At 69.4% G+C, this 13446-nt stretch carries 20 protein-coding genes; 8 read left to right on the top strand and 12 right to left on the bottom strand.

The genetic code is table 11. The features are described 5' to 3' along the window. Window positions 1–52: 52 nt before the first annotated feature. Window positions 53–1126: an FUSC family protein gene (locus DFJ67_RS00165; RefSeq protein ID WP_170215701.1), complete on the top strand. Its 1074-nt coding sequence runs from the start codon at window positions 53–55 to the stop codon at window positions 1124–1126. A gap of 36 nt (window positions 1127–1162) precedes the next feature. Here the strand turns inward: DFJ67_RS00165 and DFJ67_RS00160 are convergent, their stop codons facing one another. From DFJ67_RS00160 to DFJ67_RS00145, 4 genes are read right to left on the bottom strand one after another with little or no spacing between them, the layout of a single operon-like run. Then, a complete protein-coding gene (locus tag DFJ67_RS00160; protein ID WP_147315368.1) occupies window positions 1163–1393 on the bottom strand; it encodes a hypothetical protein in 231 nt (76 codons plus the stop codon). A gap of 54 nt (window positions 1394–1447) precedes the next feature. Next, window positions 1448–2005: a type 1 glutamine amidotransferase domain-containing protein gene (locus tag DFJ67_RS00155; protein WP_116065991.1), complete on the bottom strand. Its 558-nt coding sequence runs from the start codon at window positions 2003–2005 to the stop codon at window positions 1448–1450. Between the two features lie 38 nt (window positions 2006–2043). After that, entirely contained in the window at window positions 2044–2481 is a 438-nt protein-coding gene (gene trxA, locus DFJ67_RS00150) for a thioredoxin (protein ID WP_116065990.1), read from the bottom strand. A gap of 49 nt (window positions 2482–2530) precedes the next feature. Next, the gene (locus tag DFJ67_RS00145) at window positions 2531–2881 is read right to left on the bottom strand and encodes a DUF2267 domain-containing protein (RefSeq protein ID WP_116065989.1); all 351 of its coding nucleotides are present in this window, start codon (window positions 2879–2881) and stop codon (window positions 2531–2533) included. Window positions 2882–3092: 211 nt separating this feature from the next. On the opposite strand from DFJ67_RS00145, the gene DFJ67_RS00140 reads away from it, so the two are divergent. The 4 genes from DFJ67_RS00140 to DFJ67_RS00130 all read left to right on the top strand — a co-directional run bounded on the left by DFJ67_RS00140 (window position 3093) and on the right by DFJ67_RS00130 (window position 5635). After that, complete coding sequence (locus DFJ67_RS00140) at window positions 3093–3521, top strand: Rid family hydrolase (protein ID WP_116065988.1); 429 nt, start codon at window positions 3093–3095, stop codon at window positions 3519–3521. A gap of 563 nt (window positions 3522–4084) precedes the next feature. Beyond that, a complete protein-coding gene (locus tag DFJ67_RS00135) occupies window positions 4085–4846 on the top strand; it encodes an alpha/beta fold hydrolase (RefSeq protein ID WP_239097558.1) in 762 nt (253 codons plus the stop codon). Window positions 4847–4923: 77 nt separating this feature from the next. Beyond that, complete coding sequence (locus tag DFJ67_RS44310; protein ID WP_275407695.1) at window positions 4924–5055, top strand: hypothetical protein; 132 nt, start codon at window positions 4924–4926, stop codon at window positions 5053–5055. 292 nt (window positions 5056–5347) lie between these two features. After that, window positions 5348–5635 (top strand): hypothetical protein, encoded by a 288-nt coding sequence (locus tag DFJ67_RS00130; RefSeq protein ID WP_116065987.1) that lies wholly within the window; start codon window positions 5348–5350, stop codon window positions 5633–5635. 21 nt (window positions 5636–5656) lie between these two features. On the opposite strand, the gene DFJ67_RS00125 is transcribed toward DFJ67_RS00130, so the two are convergent. Further along, the gene (locus tag DFJ67_RS00125; protein WP_116065986.1) at window positions 5657–6124 is read right to left on the bottom strand and encodes a nitroreductase/quinone reductase family protein; all 468 of its coding nucleotides are present in this window, start codon (window positions 6122–6124) and stop codon (window positions 5657–5659) included. A gap of 45 nt (window positions 6125–6169) precedes the next feature. On the opposite strand from DFJ67_RS00125, the gene DFJ67_RS00120 reads away from it, so the two are divergent. Together DFJ67_RS00120 and DFJ67_RS00115 are read left to right on the top strand one after the other, a co-directional pair. Further along, window positions 6170–6619, top strand: coding sequence for a winged helix-turn-helix transcriptional regulator (locus DFJ67_RS00120; protein WP_239097559.1), 450 nt, complete (start codon window positions 6170–6172; stop codon window positions 6617–6619). Between the two features lie 84 nt (window positions 6620–6703). Further along, window positions 6704–6838, top strand: a complete 135-nt coding sequence (locus DFJ67_RS00115; protein WP_116065985.1) for an aquaporin — start codon at window positions 6704–6706, stop codon at window positions 6836–6838. A 3-nt stretch (window positions 6839–6841) separates the two neighbouring features. On the opposite strand, the gene DFJ67_RS00110 is transcribed toward DFJ67_RS00115, so the two are convergent. The 7 genes from DFJ67_RS00110 to DFJ67_RS00080 all read right to left on the bottom strand — a co-directional run bounded on the left by DFJ67_RS00110 (window position 6842) and on the right by DFJ67_RS00080 (window position 12825). Next, on the bottom strand, window positions 6842–7756 hold the full coding sequence (locus DFJ67_RS00110) for a class I SAM-dependent methyltransferase (RefSeq protein WP_116065984.1): 915 nt from the start codon (window positions 7754–7756) through the stop codon (window positions 6842–6844). Window positions 7757–7765: 9 nt separating this feature from the next. Beyond that, the gene (locus tag DFJ67_RS00105) at window positions 7766–8422 is read right to left on the bottom strand and encodes a response regulator (RefSeq protein ID WP_116065983.1); all 657 of its coding nucleotides are present in this window, start codon (window positions 8420–8422) and stop codon (window positions 7766–7768) included. Then, window positions 8419–9555 (bottom strand): sensor histidine kinase, encoded by a 1137-nt coding sequence (locus tag DFJ67_RS00100; RefSeq protein ID WP_170215700.1) that lies wholly within the window; start codon window positions 9553–9555, stop codon window positions 8419–8421. The genes DFJ67_RS00105 and DFJ67_RS00100 overlap by 4 nt, the downstream gene beginning before the upstream one ends. Before the next feature lie 5 nt (window positions 9556–9560). After that, window positions 9561–10280, bottom strand: a complete 720-nt coding sequence (locus DFJ67_RS00095) for an ABC transporter permease (RefSeq protein WP_116065981.1) — start codon at window positions 10278–10280, stop codon at window positions 9561–9563. Beyond that, the gene (locus DFJ67_RS00090; protein WP_116065980.1) at window positions 10277–11170 is read right to left on the bottom strand and encodes an ABC transporter ATP-binding protein; all 894 of its coding nucleotides are present in this window, start codon (window positions 11168–11170) and stop codon (window positions 10277–10279) included. The genes DFJ67_RS00095 and DFJ67_RS00090 overlap by 4 nt, the downstream gene beginning before the upstream one ends. A gap of 78 nt (window positions 11171–11248) precedes the next feature. Then, window positions 11249–12112: a haloalkane dehalogenase gene (locus tag DFJ67_RS00085; protein WP_116065979.1), complete on the bottom strand. Its 864-nt coding sequence runs from the start codon at window positions 12110–12112 to the stop codon at window positions 11249–11251. Beyond that, entirely contained in the window at window positions 12112–12825 is a 714-nt protein-coding gene (locus DFJ67_RS00080; protein ID WP_116065978.1) for a hypothetical protein, read from the bottom strand. The genes DFJ67_RS00085 and DFJ67_RS00080 overlap by 1 nt, the downstream gene beginning before the upstream one ends. A gap of 157 nt (window positions 12826–12982) precedes the next feature. Between DFJ67_RS00080 and DFJ67_RS00075 the strand changes: the two genes are divergently transcribed. Beyond that, on the top strand, window positions 12983–13435 hold the full coding sequence (locus tag DFJ67_RS00075; protein ID WP_116065977.1) for a hypothetical protein: 453 nt from the start codon (window positions 12983–12985) through the stop codon (window positions 13433–13435). The last annotated feature ends 11 nt before the right edge of the window (window positions 13436–13446 follow it).

The raw sequence follows: 13446 nt of genomic DNA, 5'->3' as shown, positions 1-13446 counted from the left end.
ACCCATCTCCAGCGCACGTTGGCTTGGGCGGGAATGCGAACTGGGAGGAAATGTGTCCGACGGGTGGCTGCGGCAACGTCTGGCCGCCACGTGGGCCGACCGTTGGATCGTGTTACAGATCGGGGTCGCCGCGGGGCTGGCCTGGTTCGTAGCCGGTATCGCGATCAGCCAACCCAGCGCCTTCTTCGCGCCCGCCGCCGCGGTGCTCGTGGTCAGTAGCTCGATCGGCAAGCAACTACGGCAAACCATCGAGCTGGTCGCGGGCGTCACCGTCGGCCTCATACTGGCCGATGTGCTGGTGCACCTGCTGGGGCACGGCCCGCTGCAGCTGGCCCTGGTGGTGGTGCTGGCGGCCACCACGGCGCTGCTGGTCAGTGGCGGGAAGATGGTGCTCAATCAGGCCACCACCACCGCGATCCTGATCGTCGCGCTGTATCCGTCGGCAGGAAGCGGGCTCTATTACGAGCGCTGGGTGGGCGCACTGATCGGCGCGGGCGTGGCGCTCGGCGTGCGCCTGGTGGTCGTGCCGCTCCAACCGCTGTTCGTAGCGCGCCGGTCGGCCGACGCGGTACGCGAGCGGCTCGCGGAGGCGTTTGCCGGCGGGCGGAAGGGCCTGAGCACGGGCGACAGAGCGGTGACGCGGGCCGCGGCGGTACGGCTCGAGTCGGCGGAGGCACTGATACGACAGTTGACCCAGGATGCCGAGCGGGCCGCGAACGTGATCTCGATCGCGCTGCTGCACCGCGGCTCGCGGCAAACCTTGGCGCGGGCCCGGGCCGCTCTGCCCCACCTCGGCGGCGCGATCACCAACGCACGCGCCGTGCTACGGATCGAGGCCGAGGAACTCGTCGACGTGGCTCCGCACGACATGGTCGACGCGATGGCGACACTGGCACAGGCCATCGACGAGTTGCTGCAGACGCTGTTGCAGCCGGCCTCGGGTCCTACCGAGGCGGGATTGGCGGAGCAGGCGGCCACCCAGGCAGACAACATCTCCGACCCGCCAACGACGCCGGCCGTCGGCGATCACGTGCGCGCGGCAGCCGGTGAACTGCTCCTCGCCTCTCGAACAACTTGGCATGGTGCGGTTGGGGCGGTCGACCTTGACCAGCGGGCGCGAGGATAGCCTCCACGGCTGCCGCTACCGTTTTGCAGCAGGTTGCTACCGAGACGGGTCGAGGCCCGGGATGTCATTGACGTCGAGGTCGAGGAACTGCCGGACCATCCGTAGCGCGTATTCGAGCCCGGCCTTGTGCGCCGCAGCAACCTCGTCCAGCTCCTCCCCATAGGCCGCGACCGCGGCCTCCAAGGCGGCGATCAGCGTGTCACGGCGGTGAAAGAACGTCCGCAGCACATGTGTCAACGAACGGACCGTCTCATCCGAACCGGTCACCGCTGGCCCCCCGTCATCTAGAAGCCCCGCCGTCCGCCCAGCACGACGCTCTTTTCACGCGCGTTGCGGCGCCTTCGCGAACTGTTCGACGATCGCGGCGCAGAACGCCGGTAGGTCCTGCGGACTACGACTGGTGGTGAACTGGCCGTCGACAACGACGTCCTGGTCGACGACTTCCGCTCCGGCGTTGCGCAGATCGGTGCGCACGCTGGGCCAGGACGTCAGTCGGTGCCCGCGCACGACGTCGGCCTCGACCAGCGTCCAAGGGCCGTGGCAGATGCTGGCGACCGGCTTGCCCGTGGCCACGAAGGCCTTTACGAAGCCGAGCGCGTCGCTGCTGATGCGCAGCTGGTCGGGGTTGACCGTGCCGCCGGGCAGCAGCAGCGCGTCGTAGTCGTCAACTGACGCGTCCCGCACCTGCTTGTCGACCGGGAAGGTCCCGGCGGAGACGAGGTCGAATTGCCGCGCCTGGATCTCGCCGGGGTGGATGGAGAGCAGTTCGGTCGTGGCGCCGGCGCCGTGCAGCGCGCCTTGCGGCTGCTCGAGTTCGACGCGCTCGACGCCGTCGGCGGCGAGGATCGCGATCTTCTTGCCGTGCAGTGCCTGTGCCATGGAAAGCCTCCAGATTGGTTCGGGTACGGAACGGGCTGTTAGGACGCCGCGCCCCGCAGCGTCTGGTCCACCCAGCTACGCAGGACCGACGCCGGTGCGGCACCGGCCCGTCGGCTGATGACCTGACCGTCGCGCATCAGCATGAGCGTCGGCACGGCCTGGACTGAGAACCGTTGTGCCAGCGACGGTGCGGCATCGACGTCGACCTTCACGAGCTTGACCTTGCCCGCCAGATCCCGGGCCACCTGTTCCAGCGCCGGGCTCACCTGCCGGCACGGACCGCACCACGTCGCCCACATGTCCACCAGCACCAACGGCCGCGCGCGCTCGGCAACATCGCTGAAGTCGTCGTCACGCGCGTCTGTCACCCAGGGCAGCGGCTGATGGCAGTTCCCGCACCGCGGAATCCCGTCAGCGACGGCGGGCACCCTGTTCTTGCGCCCACAGTGGAGGCATTCGATCAGGCGGGTGTCCATCGCTTCCTCGTATCCTCGATGTCCACGTCGAATCCGCGGCTGCCCGGGCTTAGGCCGAGACGACGGCCGCCAGGTCGCTCGGCATGCCGCCCTCGACGTCGTACGAAAACTCCCGACGCACCCGCCCCATGAACTCGTCGCGATCCATTCGCTGCGGAACACGACTGGGATCCCAGCCGTCGTAATAGATGCCCCGGATCAACACCGGGAACTGGGCAGCCAGCTGTGCCGCCTCGTCGACGCTGAGCCGGTCACGCAGCGCGTGCAGCACAGCGCGCAGAGCGGCGTACGAGTGGTTGCGCCTTTCCTTCGGCCATCCGTAGGCCGACTCGATCTCCTTGAGCACCCGGTTCGTCCGATCCACCGTCGTACTGAAGGCCGCGAATCCGGTGTCGACCATCGTTCAACCTCCTGCCTTCAGGGTTCGAAGGTCTCATGTCGTGGGGTGAACGAGGCTCATCCCGCGAGGATGGCGGACCCGCCCGGAGTGCACGGCGGCACGAGCGCCGCTGGTCATCCCGTTCGCGGGGGACCGGCGCTCGCCTGCATCACTGGTCGTTCTCCACGTTGCTCCCGGCCAGCCGCCTTCTGCCCGGTATACGGTGAATTGTATGACTATTCAAAAAACCACCTTTGACTTCGGCGTGCCGTGGGAAGAGGCGGCCGGCTACACCCAGGCGGTGCTGGTCGACGACTGGCTGTACATCTCCGGACAGTTGGGACATCGACCTGACGGAACGCTGGTCTCGCCGGCCCTCGACGGCCAACAGGTCGTCGAGCAGTCGACGATGAAGGACCAGATGATCCAGACGTACGTGAACGCCCGCGCAGTGCTCGCACACTTCGACTGCACCTTCGACAACATCGTCGAGGAGGTTGTGTTCGCGGTCGACATCAAGGCGGCGCTCGCGGTGATGCGTGAGGTGCGCCAGCAGTTCTACCTCGGGCACAAGCCCAGGGTCACGAACACCACCGTCGGTACGCCGGCGCTTGCGCTGCCCGGGCAGGTCGTGGAGATCAAGTTCGTTGCCCGTCGCTGACCGGGAGATGACCCGGTCCGGACGAAGTTCAGTCCGGCGATGATTGGTGTCGTACAAAATGCCGCTGCGACCGCCACCGCGCCGCCGCAGCGTGCGGTCACAAACCAGCCCTGAGCTGCTGGAATGCGGTTCGGATTGTGCCACATTGGGTCCACGAGGGGCCAGGTCGAGGCTGTCGCGGACAGCCTCGACCTGGCCACTCGTCATGCTGATTCCGGGGGCGACCCCCGGAGCCCCGCGGTTCGGTGGGCGCGGTCCGCGGGTCGCGCGATTGCTGTGTCCACAGGCCAGCGGCATCTATCTCCATATATCCGTCAGCTGGCTGCGTGTGGCGCCGGTTGGTGGTGTAGGAGCAGGCCGTCCGGCCGCTTACGAAGTGTGACGAGACGATCACTGAGGCGTTATATGTTGTGGGCGGCACCAACCCGCAGTAACCGCTACATAGGAGGCTTTCGTTGAATGAGGCCAACTCGACGTTAGGGGTGCGCGGCGCCAGCCCGTGGCGGCGGCACCTGCTCCAAATGATCACCGTAGCGACACTGATAACACTGTCCTTCGCTTCCGTGGGCGCCGCCTCGGGCGTCAGCGACGGCGGCGGTAGCCCAGAAGAGCCCAAGCCGACAATCGTGCTCGTGCACGGCGCCTGGGCCGACGGCTCCTCCTGGAACGGCGTCACCGAACGGCTGTTGGATGCGGGCTTCGACGTCCGCGTGCCCCCGGACCCCCTGCGCAGCGTGAAAACCGACTCCGAGACGATCGCCGACTTCCTGTCCACGATCCCAGGACCGATCATCCTGGCTGGACACTCCTACGGCGGAGCGGTCATCACCAACGCGGCCCTGGGCAACGCCAACGTCAAGGCGCTGGTCTTCGTCGACGCGTTCGCACCCGCGCAGGGTGAGACGGTCTTCCAGCTCTCCGGACCCGACTCCGCGCTCTCCGGCGATCCCGCCACGACGTTCGACGCCGTCCCGTACCCCAACTCCCCGCCCGGCGACGTCGACCTCTACCTCAAGAAGAACGTGTTCCTGGAGTCGTTCGCCAACGGTGTGCCCGCCCAGATGGCGAACATCCTCTACACCATCCAGCGCCCGTTCGCGGAAAGCGCCGGCGCGGAGCCCTCGGGCCAGCCCGCCTGGGAGACCATCCCCTCGTGGTGGGTGCTCGGCACCGACGACAAGGTCATTCCGCCGGCACAGCAGGAATTCATGGCCAAGCGCGCCAACTCCAAGGTCACCGAGGTCGACTCCGGCCACCTGTCACTGGTCAGCCACCCCGACGTCGTGGCCGACGTCATCCTCGACGCCGTGCACGGCACCACCTGATCCAGCCGCCTGTCGATCCAACGTCGATCATGAGGTTGTTGCCAGCCTGAATCGGCAGCAACCTCATGATCGGCGCGGTGGCTTCGGGCCCAACCGCGGTCACGACCACGCCGCCGGTCGCGGTGCCGCTGCTGGCTCGCGGCTGTGATGTATCTGCTGGTGACGGCTCGCCGCAGATGACGGCGGACCTCGCGGTGCTGGGGTTGTGACCTGCCGATACGCCACCAGCTGGCCAAGAGCGTCATACGTGTCATACGCTGGCGGGGTGGCTGTGCTGCTGTGGCGGATGCCAAGGGCTGGTGAACCTGCAGCGAAGCTCTTGGAGGTGAGCGTCGCTGAGGTTGCCGAGGCCTTGGAGGCACCGCTTCATGACCAGCTGCGGATCACATAGGGCCGTTGGTGTGCTGCTCTTCCGGGACGACGACTCGTTCGGGTGGCGGGTGGCCCGGGCAAAGCCGATGAACGGTGCCGAGTTCGAGACCTGGCTCGGGAGGAATAGCGATGAGTGAACTACCGGACTTCACCGCCATGACCAAGGAAGAGATCGGCGACTGGTTCCTGAACCATGACACCAGCGGTCTGGTGGCGGCGGCCGATCGCCCCGCCGAACCGATGGCACAGGTGGACGAGCAGGGCATGCCCGTGATGCGGCCGGCTACCTTCCGCCTGCCACCCGCGATGCTTGAGTGGCTGGAGCAGGCCGCCGGCCGGGATCGCGAAGGCAAGTCGGGCATCGTTCGGCGGGCGTTGCAGGAATACCGCGAACGTCACCGCGGACACGCCGCCTGACCCCAAAGGCTGGGCGTCCGGTTAGCCTGTCTTTTGCGGTTGGGAGATGTGCATGCCCGAGGCGGGTGTGGGAACGCCGTCGAGGACGATGACAGGAAAGACCCGGTCGGTGTTCTTCGCGTACGCGTTGTCGTCGCCGGCGACCCTCCGGTAGAGCCGGTCGCGCTCTTCGCCCGTCGTCACGACGGCCCGGGCCTCGAAAGATCCGGCGCCCAGCTCGACCGTCACCGACTCGTTGGCCCGTAGGTTGTGGAACCACGCCGGGTGCTTCGGGCCGCCGGCCTTGGAAGCGACCACGTAGACCCGCCCGTCGTCGTCGACAGCGAAGCCGAGCGGCACGGTGGTGCGGCGCCCGGTGCGTGCCCCCGTCGTGGTCAACAGCAGGACCGGGAACGGCGGCTGGGTGACGACGCCGTGGTTGGCGCGGAACTCGTCGATGACGCCCCGGTTGTAGGTCAAGAACTCCTCGTCGGACGGCACACTGGGCATGACACCTCCACAGTCTCTTGAAGATACTTACTCTAGGGTGAGACAGTGCCGCCGCGTACCCTGTTCGAGACCATCGATTGTTCGATCGCCCGCACCATGGACGTGCTGGGCGAGCCGTGGACGCCGCTGATCCTGCGTGACCTGTTCATCGGCATCACCCGCTTCGACGCCTTGCACGCCCACCTCGGCGTATCCCGCAAGATCCTGGCCCTACGCCTTCGCCGCCTGGCCCGCGACGGGATCGTCGTCAAGCGCGCCTATGCCGAGCGGCCCGAGCGGTTCGACTATGTCCTCACCGACAAGGGCTGGCAGCTCTGCGACATCCTTCTGGCCATCAGCGCCTGGGGGGATACCTGGACAACGTCGCCGGCCGGGCCGCCCGCCCTGATCCGCCACCGCCGGTGCGACCACCTGACCATTGCCGAGATCCGTTGCTCTCACTGCGGTGAGCCCTTGCACGCCGCCGACGTCGAGGTCACACCGACGCGGGCATAGGAGCTTTCGGGGAATCCGCATTGTCCGAATCGGACGGGTAGTTGACTTGCGGGGCGGAGACGGCCGTCCTCGGAGTGGAGACAAGTGGCGGAACGGGGTACGGTCTCCGGCGCCCACCTCAACCCCGCGGTGACGCTGGCGTTCGCGATCCGCGGCAACCGGGCCGGCGCCTCGGCCGCGCAGGGGAGCCTCGGCGGCGACGACCCGGCCGCCTTGTGACGGCTACACCTTCTCGCCGAGGACCGAGACGTAGCGCAGCAGGCCGGACTCGCCGGCGGCCTTCGCCAGCAGGGCCACCTGGAACTGGTCCTTGGCCGCCTGGATGGCCACGCTGCCGTGGGTCGCGGTGACGGCGGCGAGGCGCAGGAGTTGGCCGAGTTTCACCGGCTCGGCCAGGGCGCGGAGCGCCGCCTGGTAGCCGCGTTCCCAGTTGGGCAGCACGTGTTCTGACAGGTCGTCGAGTTCGACGATGCGAAAGCCCGCGGCCTCGAACGACCGGCGGTAGCCCTCGGCGGTCTCCAGGTCGGCGATCGCCCAGTAGCGGCACAGTGGATCGAGGATCAGTTCGCGCTGCATCTTCGTCGCGCGCTCGGCGCGGCACCAGTCGACGAGCAGCAGCCGGCCGCCCGGGCGCAGCCGCCCGGCCAGGCCGCGCAGGGCCGACTTCCGGTCCGGCAGGTAGCAGGCCGCGTCGAGGCAGACCGCGGCGTCGAACGGGGGCTCGTCGACGTCGTCGAGGTGCATGATGTCGTGTTGGATGAAGCGCAGGTTGGATCGGTTGCCGTCGGCGAGCCAGCGGCGGGCGTGCGCGAGTTGGCTGTTGGACTGGTCGAGGCCGACCACCTCCGCGGTCGTGTGGTCGGCCAGCCACGCCGAGAGGGCGCCGCCGCCGCAGGCCACATCGATGATCCGCCGTGCTTCTGCGCCGCCGATCGCGTCGAGGTAGCGCCGGTGGGTCTTCTCGTAGGCGCTGACCAGGTCGAGCGGGTCGTCGCCCGGTTCGAACACGGCCAGGTGGAAGAACTCGCCCCAGTAGGTGTAGTAGAGCTCGACCAGGGCGTCGAATCCGGCCTGCATGTTCTCGCGATAGTTCTTGCGGCGGTCTCGCGCCGTGGCCACCGAGGGGATCTCACCCATCGGCTCAGTTTAAGTAACGACCCCGTTCGCAAAGGCGAAAAGCACCAGTTGTACGCGGTCCCGGGCGCCGACCTTGGCCAGTACGCGGCCGAGGTGGCTCTTCACGGTCGCCTCGGTGACCACGAGCTTCTCGGCGATCTCTCCGTTGGTCAGTCCGCCGGCGACGAGAACGAGCACCTCCCGTTCCCGCGGGGTCAGCGCGTCGAGCAGTGGCGAAGGGCGCGCGGGGACCGACGGGCGGGCGGCGAACTCCTGGATCAGTCGGCGCGTGACGGTGGGGGAGAGCAACGCGTCGCCGGCGTGGACGACCCGGATGGCCTCCAGGAGCCGGTCGCGTCGCGCGTCCTTGAGGAGGAAGCCGGCCGCGCCAGCGCGCAGCGCGCCGTACACGTACTCGTCGAGATCGAAGGTGGTGAGGATGAGCACCCGCGGCGTGTGCTCGCGTCCGGGCGCGGTGAGGCGCGCGGTCGCCGCGACGCCGTCGAGGATGGGCATCCGGATGTCCATGACGACCACGTCCGGGCGGAGTTCGGCGGCGCGGGCCACCGCCTCTTCGCCGTCCTGGGCCTCGCCGACGACCTCGATCCCGTCCTGGGTGTCGAGGAAGAGGCGGAGGCCGGTGCGGATCAGTTCCTGGTCGTCGGCCAGCAGCACCCGGATGCTCACGGGGCCACCGCGATCGGCACGTGTGCGGCGACCCGGAAGCCGCCGCCGGAACCGGGTCCGGCCGCGAACGTCCCGCCGAGCAGCCGGACGCGTTCGCGCATGCCGACGAGCCCGTGGCCGCCGGGCGCGGCCTGTCCCGATGGCCCCACGCCAGAGTCGGACACCGCGAGGTCGAGGTGGCCCGGCCCGGTCGTGACCCGGACGAGCGCGTGGTCGGTCCTGGCGTGCCGCAAAACGTTGGTCAGGGCTTCCTCGACGATCCGGTAGACCGACAGCGCGACCCCTTCGTCGAGCACCGGGGGCTCGCCGTCGATCTCCAGGGTGACCGCGAGGCCGACCGTGCGGAAGGTGGCCGCCAGTTCGGCGAGTTCGGCCAGACCCGGCAACGGCCGGTGTGGCGCCGTCGCGCCGGGCTTCTCCGAGCGCAGCAGGGCGAGGAGCCGGCGCAGTTCCACCATGCTCTGCTCGCCGCTGGCCTCCACCCGGCCCAGCACGTCGGCGGCGACCTCGGTCGAGGTCGGCAGGACATCCCGGGCGCCGCGTACGCCGACCAGCATCACCGTCACCGAGTGCGCGACGATGTCGTGGAGTTCGCGCGCGATCGCCGCTCGCTCCTCGTACGCCGCGATGGCCTTCTGTTGTTCGTGTTCCGCTCTTTCGGCAGCGGCGCGGGCCCGCAGGTCGTCGTGGTGCCGGCGGCGGCTCCGCAGCGCGGCGCCCACCGCCCACACGGCCACCGGCACGGGCACCGAACTCACCGAGAGCGCCACCAGGACGGCCGTGGCGCCGATCAGGGCCAGCACCGACACCTGGGCCGGGCAGAGGTCGGCGACGGTGAACAGCGCGACACAGACCAACATGCCGCCCGGGTATTCACCCATGGCGAACAGGAGACCGGTCGTGGCGAGCATGACCGCCAGCACCAGGACGGGATGGCGGCGCCGGCCGAACAGTGCGGTGCCGGCGCCCACCGTGAGGAGCACCGGCAGCACGTGGACCGGGGACGAGTCGTTGTAGAGCAGGGACAATTCGCCCGCGACGCCCACCAGGACCGCGAGGAGGTCGACCAGCACCCGCTCGGCGCGGGGACTGAGCCACCGACCGCGCAACCGGGGGGCTGCGTACCAGGTCATGGGCGTCATCGTAGATCTCGGCGCTGTTCGGCGAGCACGGCGAACACCGCCAGCCCGGCGGCCCAGGCCGCGAGCGCCGCGGCCGAGGCCGGTAGGGAGTGCGCCGAGCCGTGTACGCCCCGGGTGAGCACCTGGAGGCTGCCGAACGGGGTGTAGTCGACCGCCGAACTGCTGATCATGCCGATGAGTGACGGCGCGACGAAGTAGAAGACGATGCCGGCCACCACGGCCGCGATCTGGTTGCGGAGCAGGCCGCCGAGGGCGGCGCCGACCAGCACCGAGAGGGTTCCGGCGAGGACGCAGCCACCCCCCAATGAGATCAACTGTGCGGTGCTGAGGTCGGGGCCGGGTTGGTGCGAGGCGAGGATCGGCACGCCGACGGCGAATGACGCTCCGGTCGTGAGGGCGGCCAGCCCCAGCCCGACGACGAGGGTCGCGGCCAATCGGGCGGCGGTGACGGCGCCCCGGCCGCGGCCGGACACGAGCACCGTCGGCGCCGCGGTGTGGTGCCGGAACTCCGCCGTGACGGCCACCACGCCGAAGAACAGCAGGAGCAGCGGCATCCCGCCGAGCGCCTCCTCCTTCTCGGTGACTTCGTCGAGCGTCCCGGAGGCGAGCGCGACGATGACGACGTTGAGGACCGCGAGAGCGACGGACGCGAGCCCGAACCACAGTGCGGTGCGGATCGTGAGGAGTTTGCGCAGCTCACCGATGATCAAGGTCATGACCGGGCTCCCGTCAGCTCGAGGAACACGTCCTCCAGCGAGGTGGACTGTGGCGTCAGCTCGTGCAGATCGACCTGGGCGCGGCGGGCCAGGTCGGCGACCACGGGTGCGTCCAGGCCGTCGATCAGGTAGCGCCCGGTGGTCGCATCGGCGGTGATCCGGCCCCCGGCCCGGACGACCGCCTCGGTGAGCCGTCCGGGCTCGTCGGTGCGCACCCATACGCCGCCCGCCGGAGTCAGGTCGGCGATCGGTCCGGCGTGCACCATCCGGCCTTCCCGCACCACGACGACATCGTCGACGGTGTGTGCCGCTTCGCTGAGCAGGTGGCTGGACACGAGCACCGCCCGGCCCCGCGCGGCCCGCTCCCGCAGCAGCGTGCGGAGCCAGCGGATCCCCTCGGGGTCCAGGCCGTTGGCCGGTTCGTCGAGCAGCAGCACCTCGGGGTCGCCGAGCAGGGCGGCCGCGAGCCCGAGCCGCTGGCGCATGCCGAGCGAGAAGGTGCCGACCCGCCGGCCCGCCACGTCGGTGAGCCCCGAGAGCTCCAGCACCTCCTCGACGCGGGTGCGGGGGAGCCGGGCGAATCCGGCCAGGATCCGCAGGTGCTGGCGGGCCGAGCGGCCCGGGTGGGCGCCGCACGAGTCGATCGCCACGCCGATCGTGCGGGCCTGCGGCGGGCGTTCCCGCAGGGGCGTGCCGCCGAGCAGGACGCGGCCCGAGGTCGGGCGCACCAGGCCGGCCAGCATCGCCAGCATCGTGGTCTTGCCGGCACCGTTGGGCCCGAGGAAGCCGGTGACGACGCCAGGGCGGACGTCGAAGGAGACGTCGTCAACCGCGGTCAGCCGCCGGTAGCGCTTGGTGAGCCGCTCCGCTGTGAGGAGTCGTTGTGTCATGCCCACCACGGTCCCGTCCAGGGGCGGTCCGGGTCGTCAGCCCGCGGACCACACTTGATCTCCAACCCAGGTCGGAGCTCAGGGCAGCTCGCGCACCCATGCGGCGATCGCGGTGCCGATCTGGTCGGGGGAGTCCTCCTGCACGAAATGGATCCCCGGGACGGTGAGCTCGCGCTGGTTGGGCCAGGTGCGGCACTGCTCGCGGGGTGCGCCGACGAGGAACAGGCCCGGCTCGGCGTTGATGAACAGCTTCGGCACCGGCGTCGTGGCAAGCCACGCCCCACTGGCCTCGACGATGGCGGTGACGTCGGCGGGCTCACCGTCGAGCGGCAGCTCGCGCGGCCAGACGAGGAGCTGGCGGCGCGCTTCGCCGGGTTCGCGCCACGGGCGGCGGTAGACGTCGAGTTCCTCGGTGGTGAGCGCGCGCAAGACGCCACTCGGCAGGAAGCCTTCGATGAACACGTTCTCCTCGAGAACGAGCCGCTCGCCTTCCGGGCCCCGGACGCGCCCGATGAACTCACCGCCGTCAGCGAAATGCGCCGGCGTCAGCGGCGCCACGATCGCTTCCATGTAGGCGATCCCGCGCACCGCGTCGGCGTGCCGGCGGGCCCAGTCGAAGCCGAGCGCCGAGCCCCAGTCGTGCAGCACGAGCACGACCCGCTCACGGACGCCGAGCCGCTCCAGCAGGCGCTCCAGGAAGGCGGCGTGGTCGACAAACCGCATGGCAGGCCCGGGCAGCGGGTCGGAGTCGCCCATCCCGGCGAGATCGGGTGCCAGGCAGCGACCGAGCGGTGCGAGGTGGGGCAGCACCTCGCGCCAGAGGAAGGACGAGGTCGGGTTGCCGTGCAGAAAGACGATCGGGTCGCCTTCGCCGGCCTCGACGACCGCGATCCCGGTGCCATCCACGTCGACGCGTCGCTTGTCGCCAGCCATCGGGATCATCAGCGGAGGGTGATGCCGGCGACGTCGACGCTGATGGGCATGAACGAGCGGTCGGGCGCCCGGTCCTCGCCGCGGATGAAGATCTCGTGCTTCGTGGTGATCACCGCGCCGTCGACGGTCGCGCGCTCGGGCTGGTAGTGCGCCGTCGGCGCGCCTCCGTTGACCTCGGGCTCGTAGTCGAGCCGGACCAGATCCCCGGCGGCGTTGAAGTAGTAGAGCTGGGTGCCGCTGTGCGTGTCGATGGTCCGCGGGAACGTGACGCGCAGGACGCGCCAGCTCTCGCCGTCTTCGACCCACGGCTCGATCTCCGTGGCCTCGACGCCGGGGTAGGTGAAAGCGAAAACCTCGATCAGATAGATCCAGGTGGCGTACGCCTGGAAGTAGGCGCCTTGCAGAAGGTTCCACCGGCTCTCGAAGGTGAAGCCGGCGAAGCTGGCCCGCGGCTGCTCGAGCCGCTCGACGCTGCCGTCCGGGCCGGTCACGGTCACGACGTCGGAGTCCTTGTCGAACTCGATGACCCGGCCCGACGGCTGGGTCAGCCGGATGTGCTGGCGATGCACGTCGGCCACGACGTGATCGGTCGTGGCCAGCTCGGAGATGCCTTTTAATTCCCAGAACGGGCCACCGTACGTGACATCGGCCTCGACGGTGGTCGCTTGGCGCCAGCGCCGCAGGCCATGCGCCTCTTGAATCTGCTCAGCCAGCGAGGACATGCGAACGGCTCCCATCCGGGCGGCGACCACGACAGCCTAACGGGGCGAAAGCCGCCAATCCGGCGTAACCCGAAGATGCCGTTCGTGGGGCGGCGGGCGGCACCCTGGGTCGATTACTGTCAATGGCTCGTGGTCCAGGCCCAAAGGAGAGACTGCCGTGCGCCGGTTGCTGGTCGCCACATTCGCCATCGGTGCATTGGCGCTCGGGGCTTGCACCGCCACGGAGGCCGAGCCCGCCCCCGCCGGGGCCAGCCAAACGGGCGAGGATTTCAACGCCGCCATGTTCAAGGCCAACTGTGCCGAAGCGGCAAAGATCAACGACGACGGCGCGGCGGCCTTCAACGCCGGTGTCGACACCATGCTCGACCTCGCCGCCGACGGCGACCAGGCCGCGCTGGCCGCGGCCGAGCAGGACCTCCGCGCGATGCTGACCGCGTGGTCCGGCAAGCTGACCGAGATGTCCGGCCGACCTGTCGCACCGGGCGCCCTCGAGGAAGGCGCGGCGACCCTTGAGAAGATCGCCGACGGCAGTGCCGCGACCGGCGAGGCCAAGGAGCTCGTCGCCCATGTCGGCAACAAGATCCGGGCCGCTTGTGCGGGTTCGTCGTAGTCGCTCACCGG

It is taken from the genome of Asanoa ferruginea (genome assembly GCF_003387075.1).
Lineage (GTDB): Bacteria > Actinomycetota > Actinomycetes > Mycobacteriales > Micromonosporaceae > Asanoa > Asanoa ferruginea.
The sequence above is the reverse complement of the archived record's forward strand: the minus strand, read 5'-3'. Positions and strand labels throughout refer to the sequence as shown.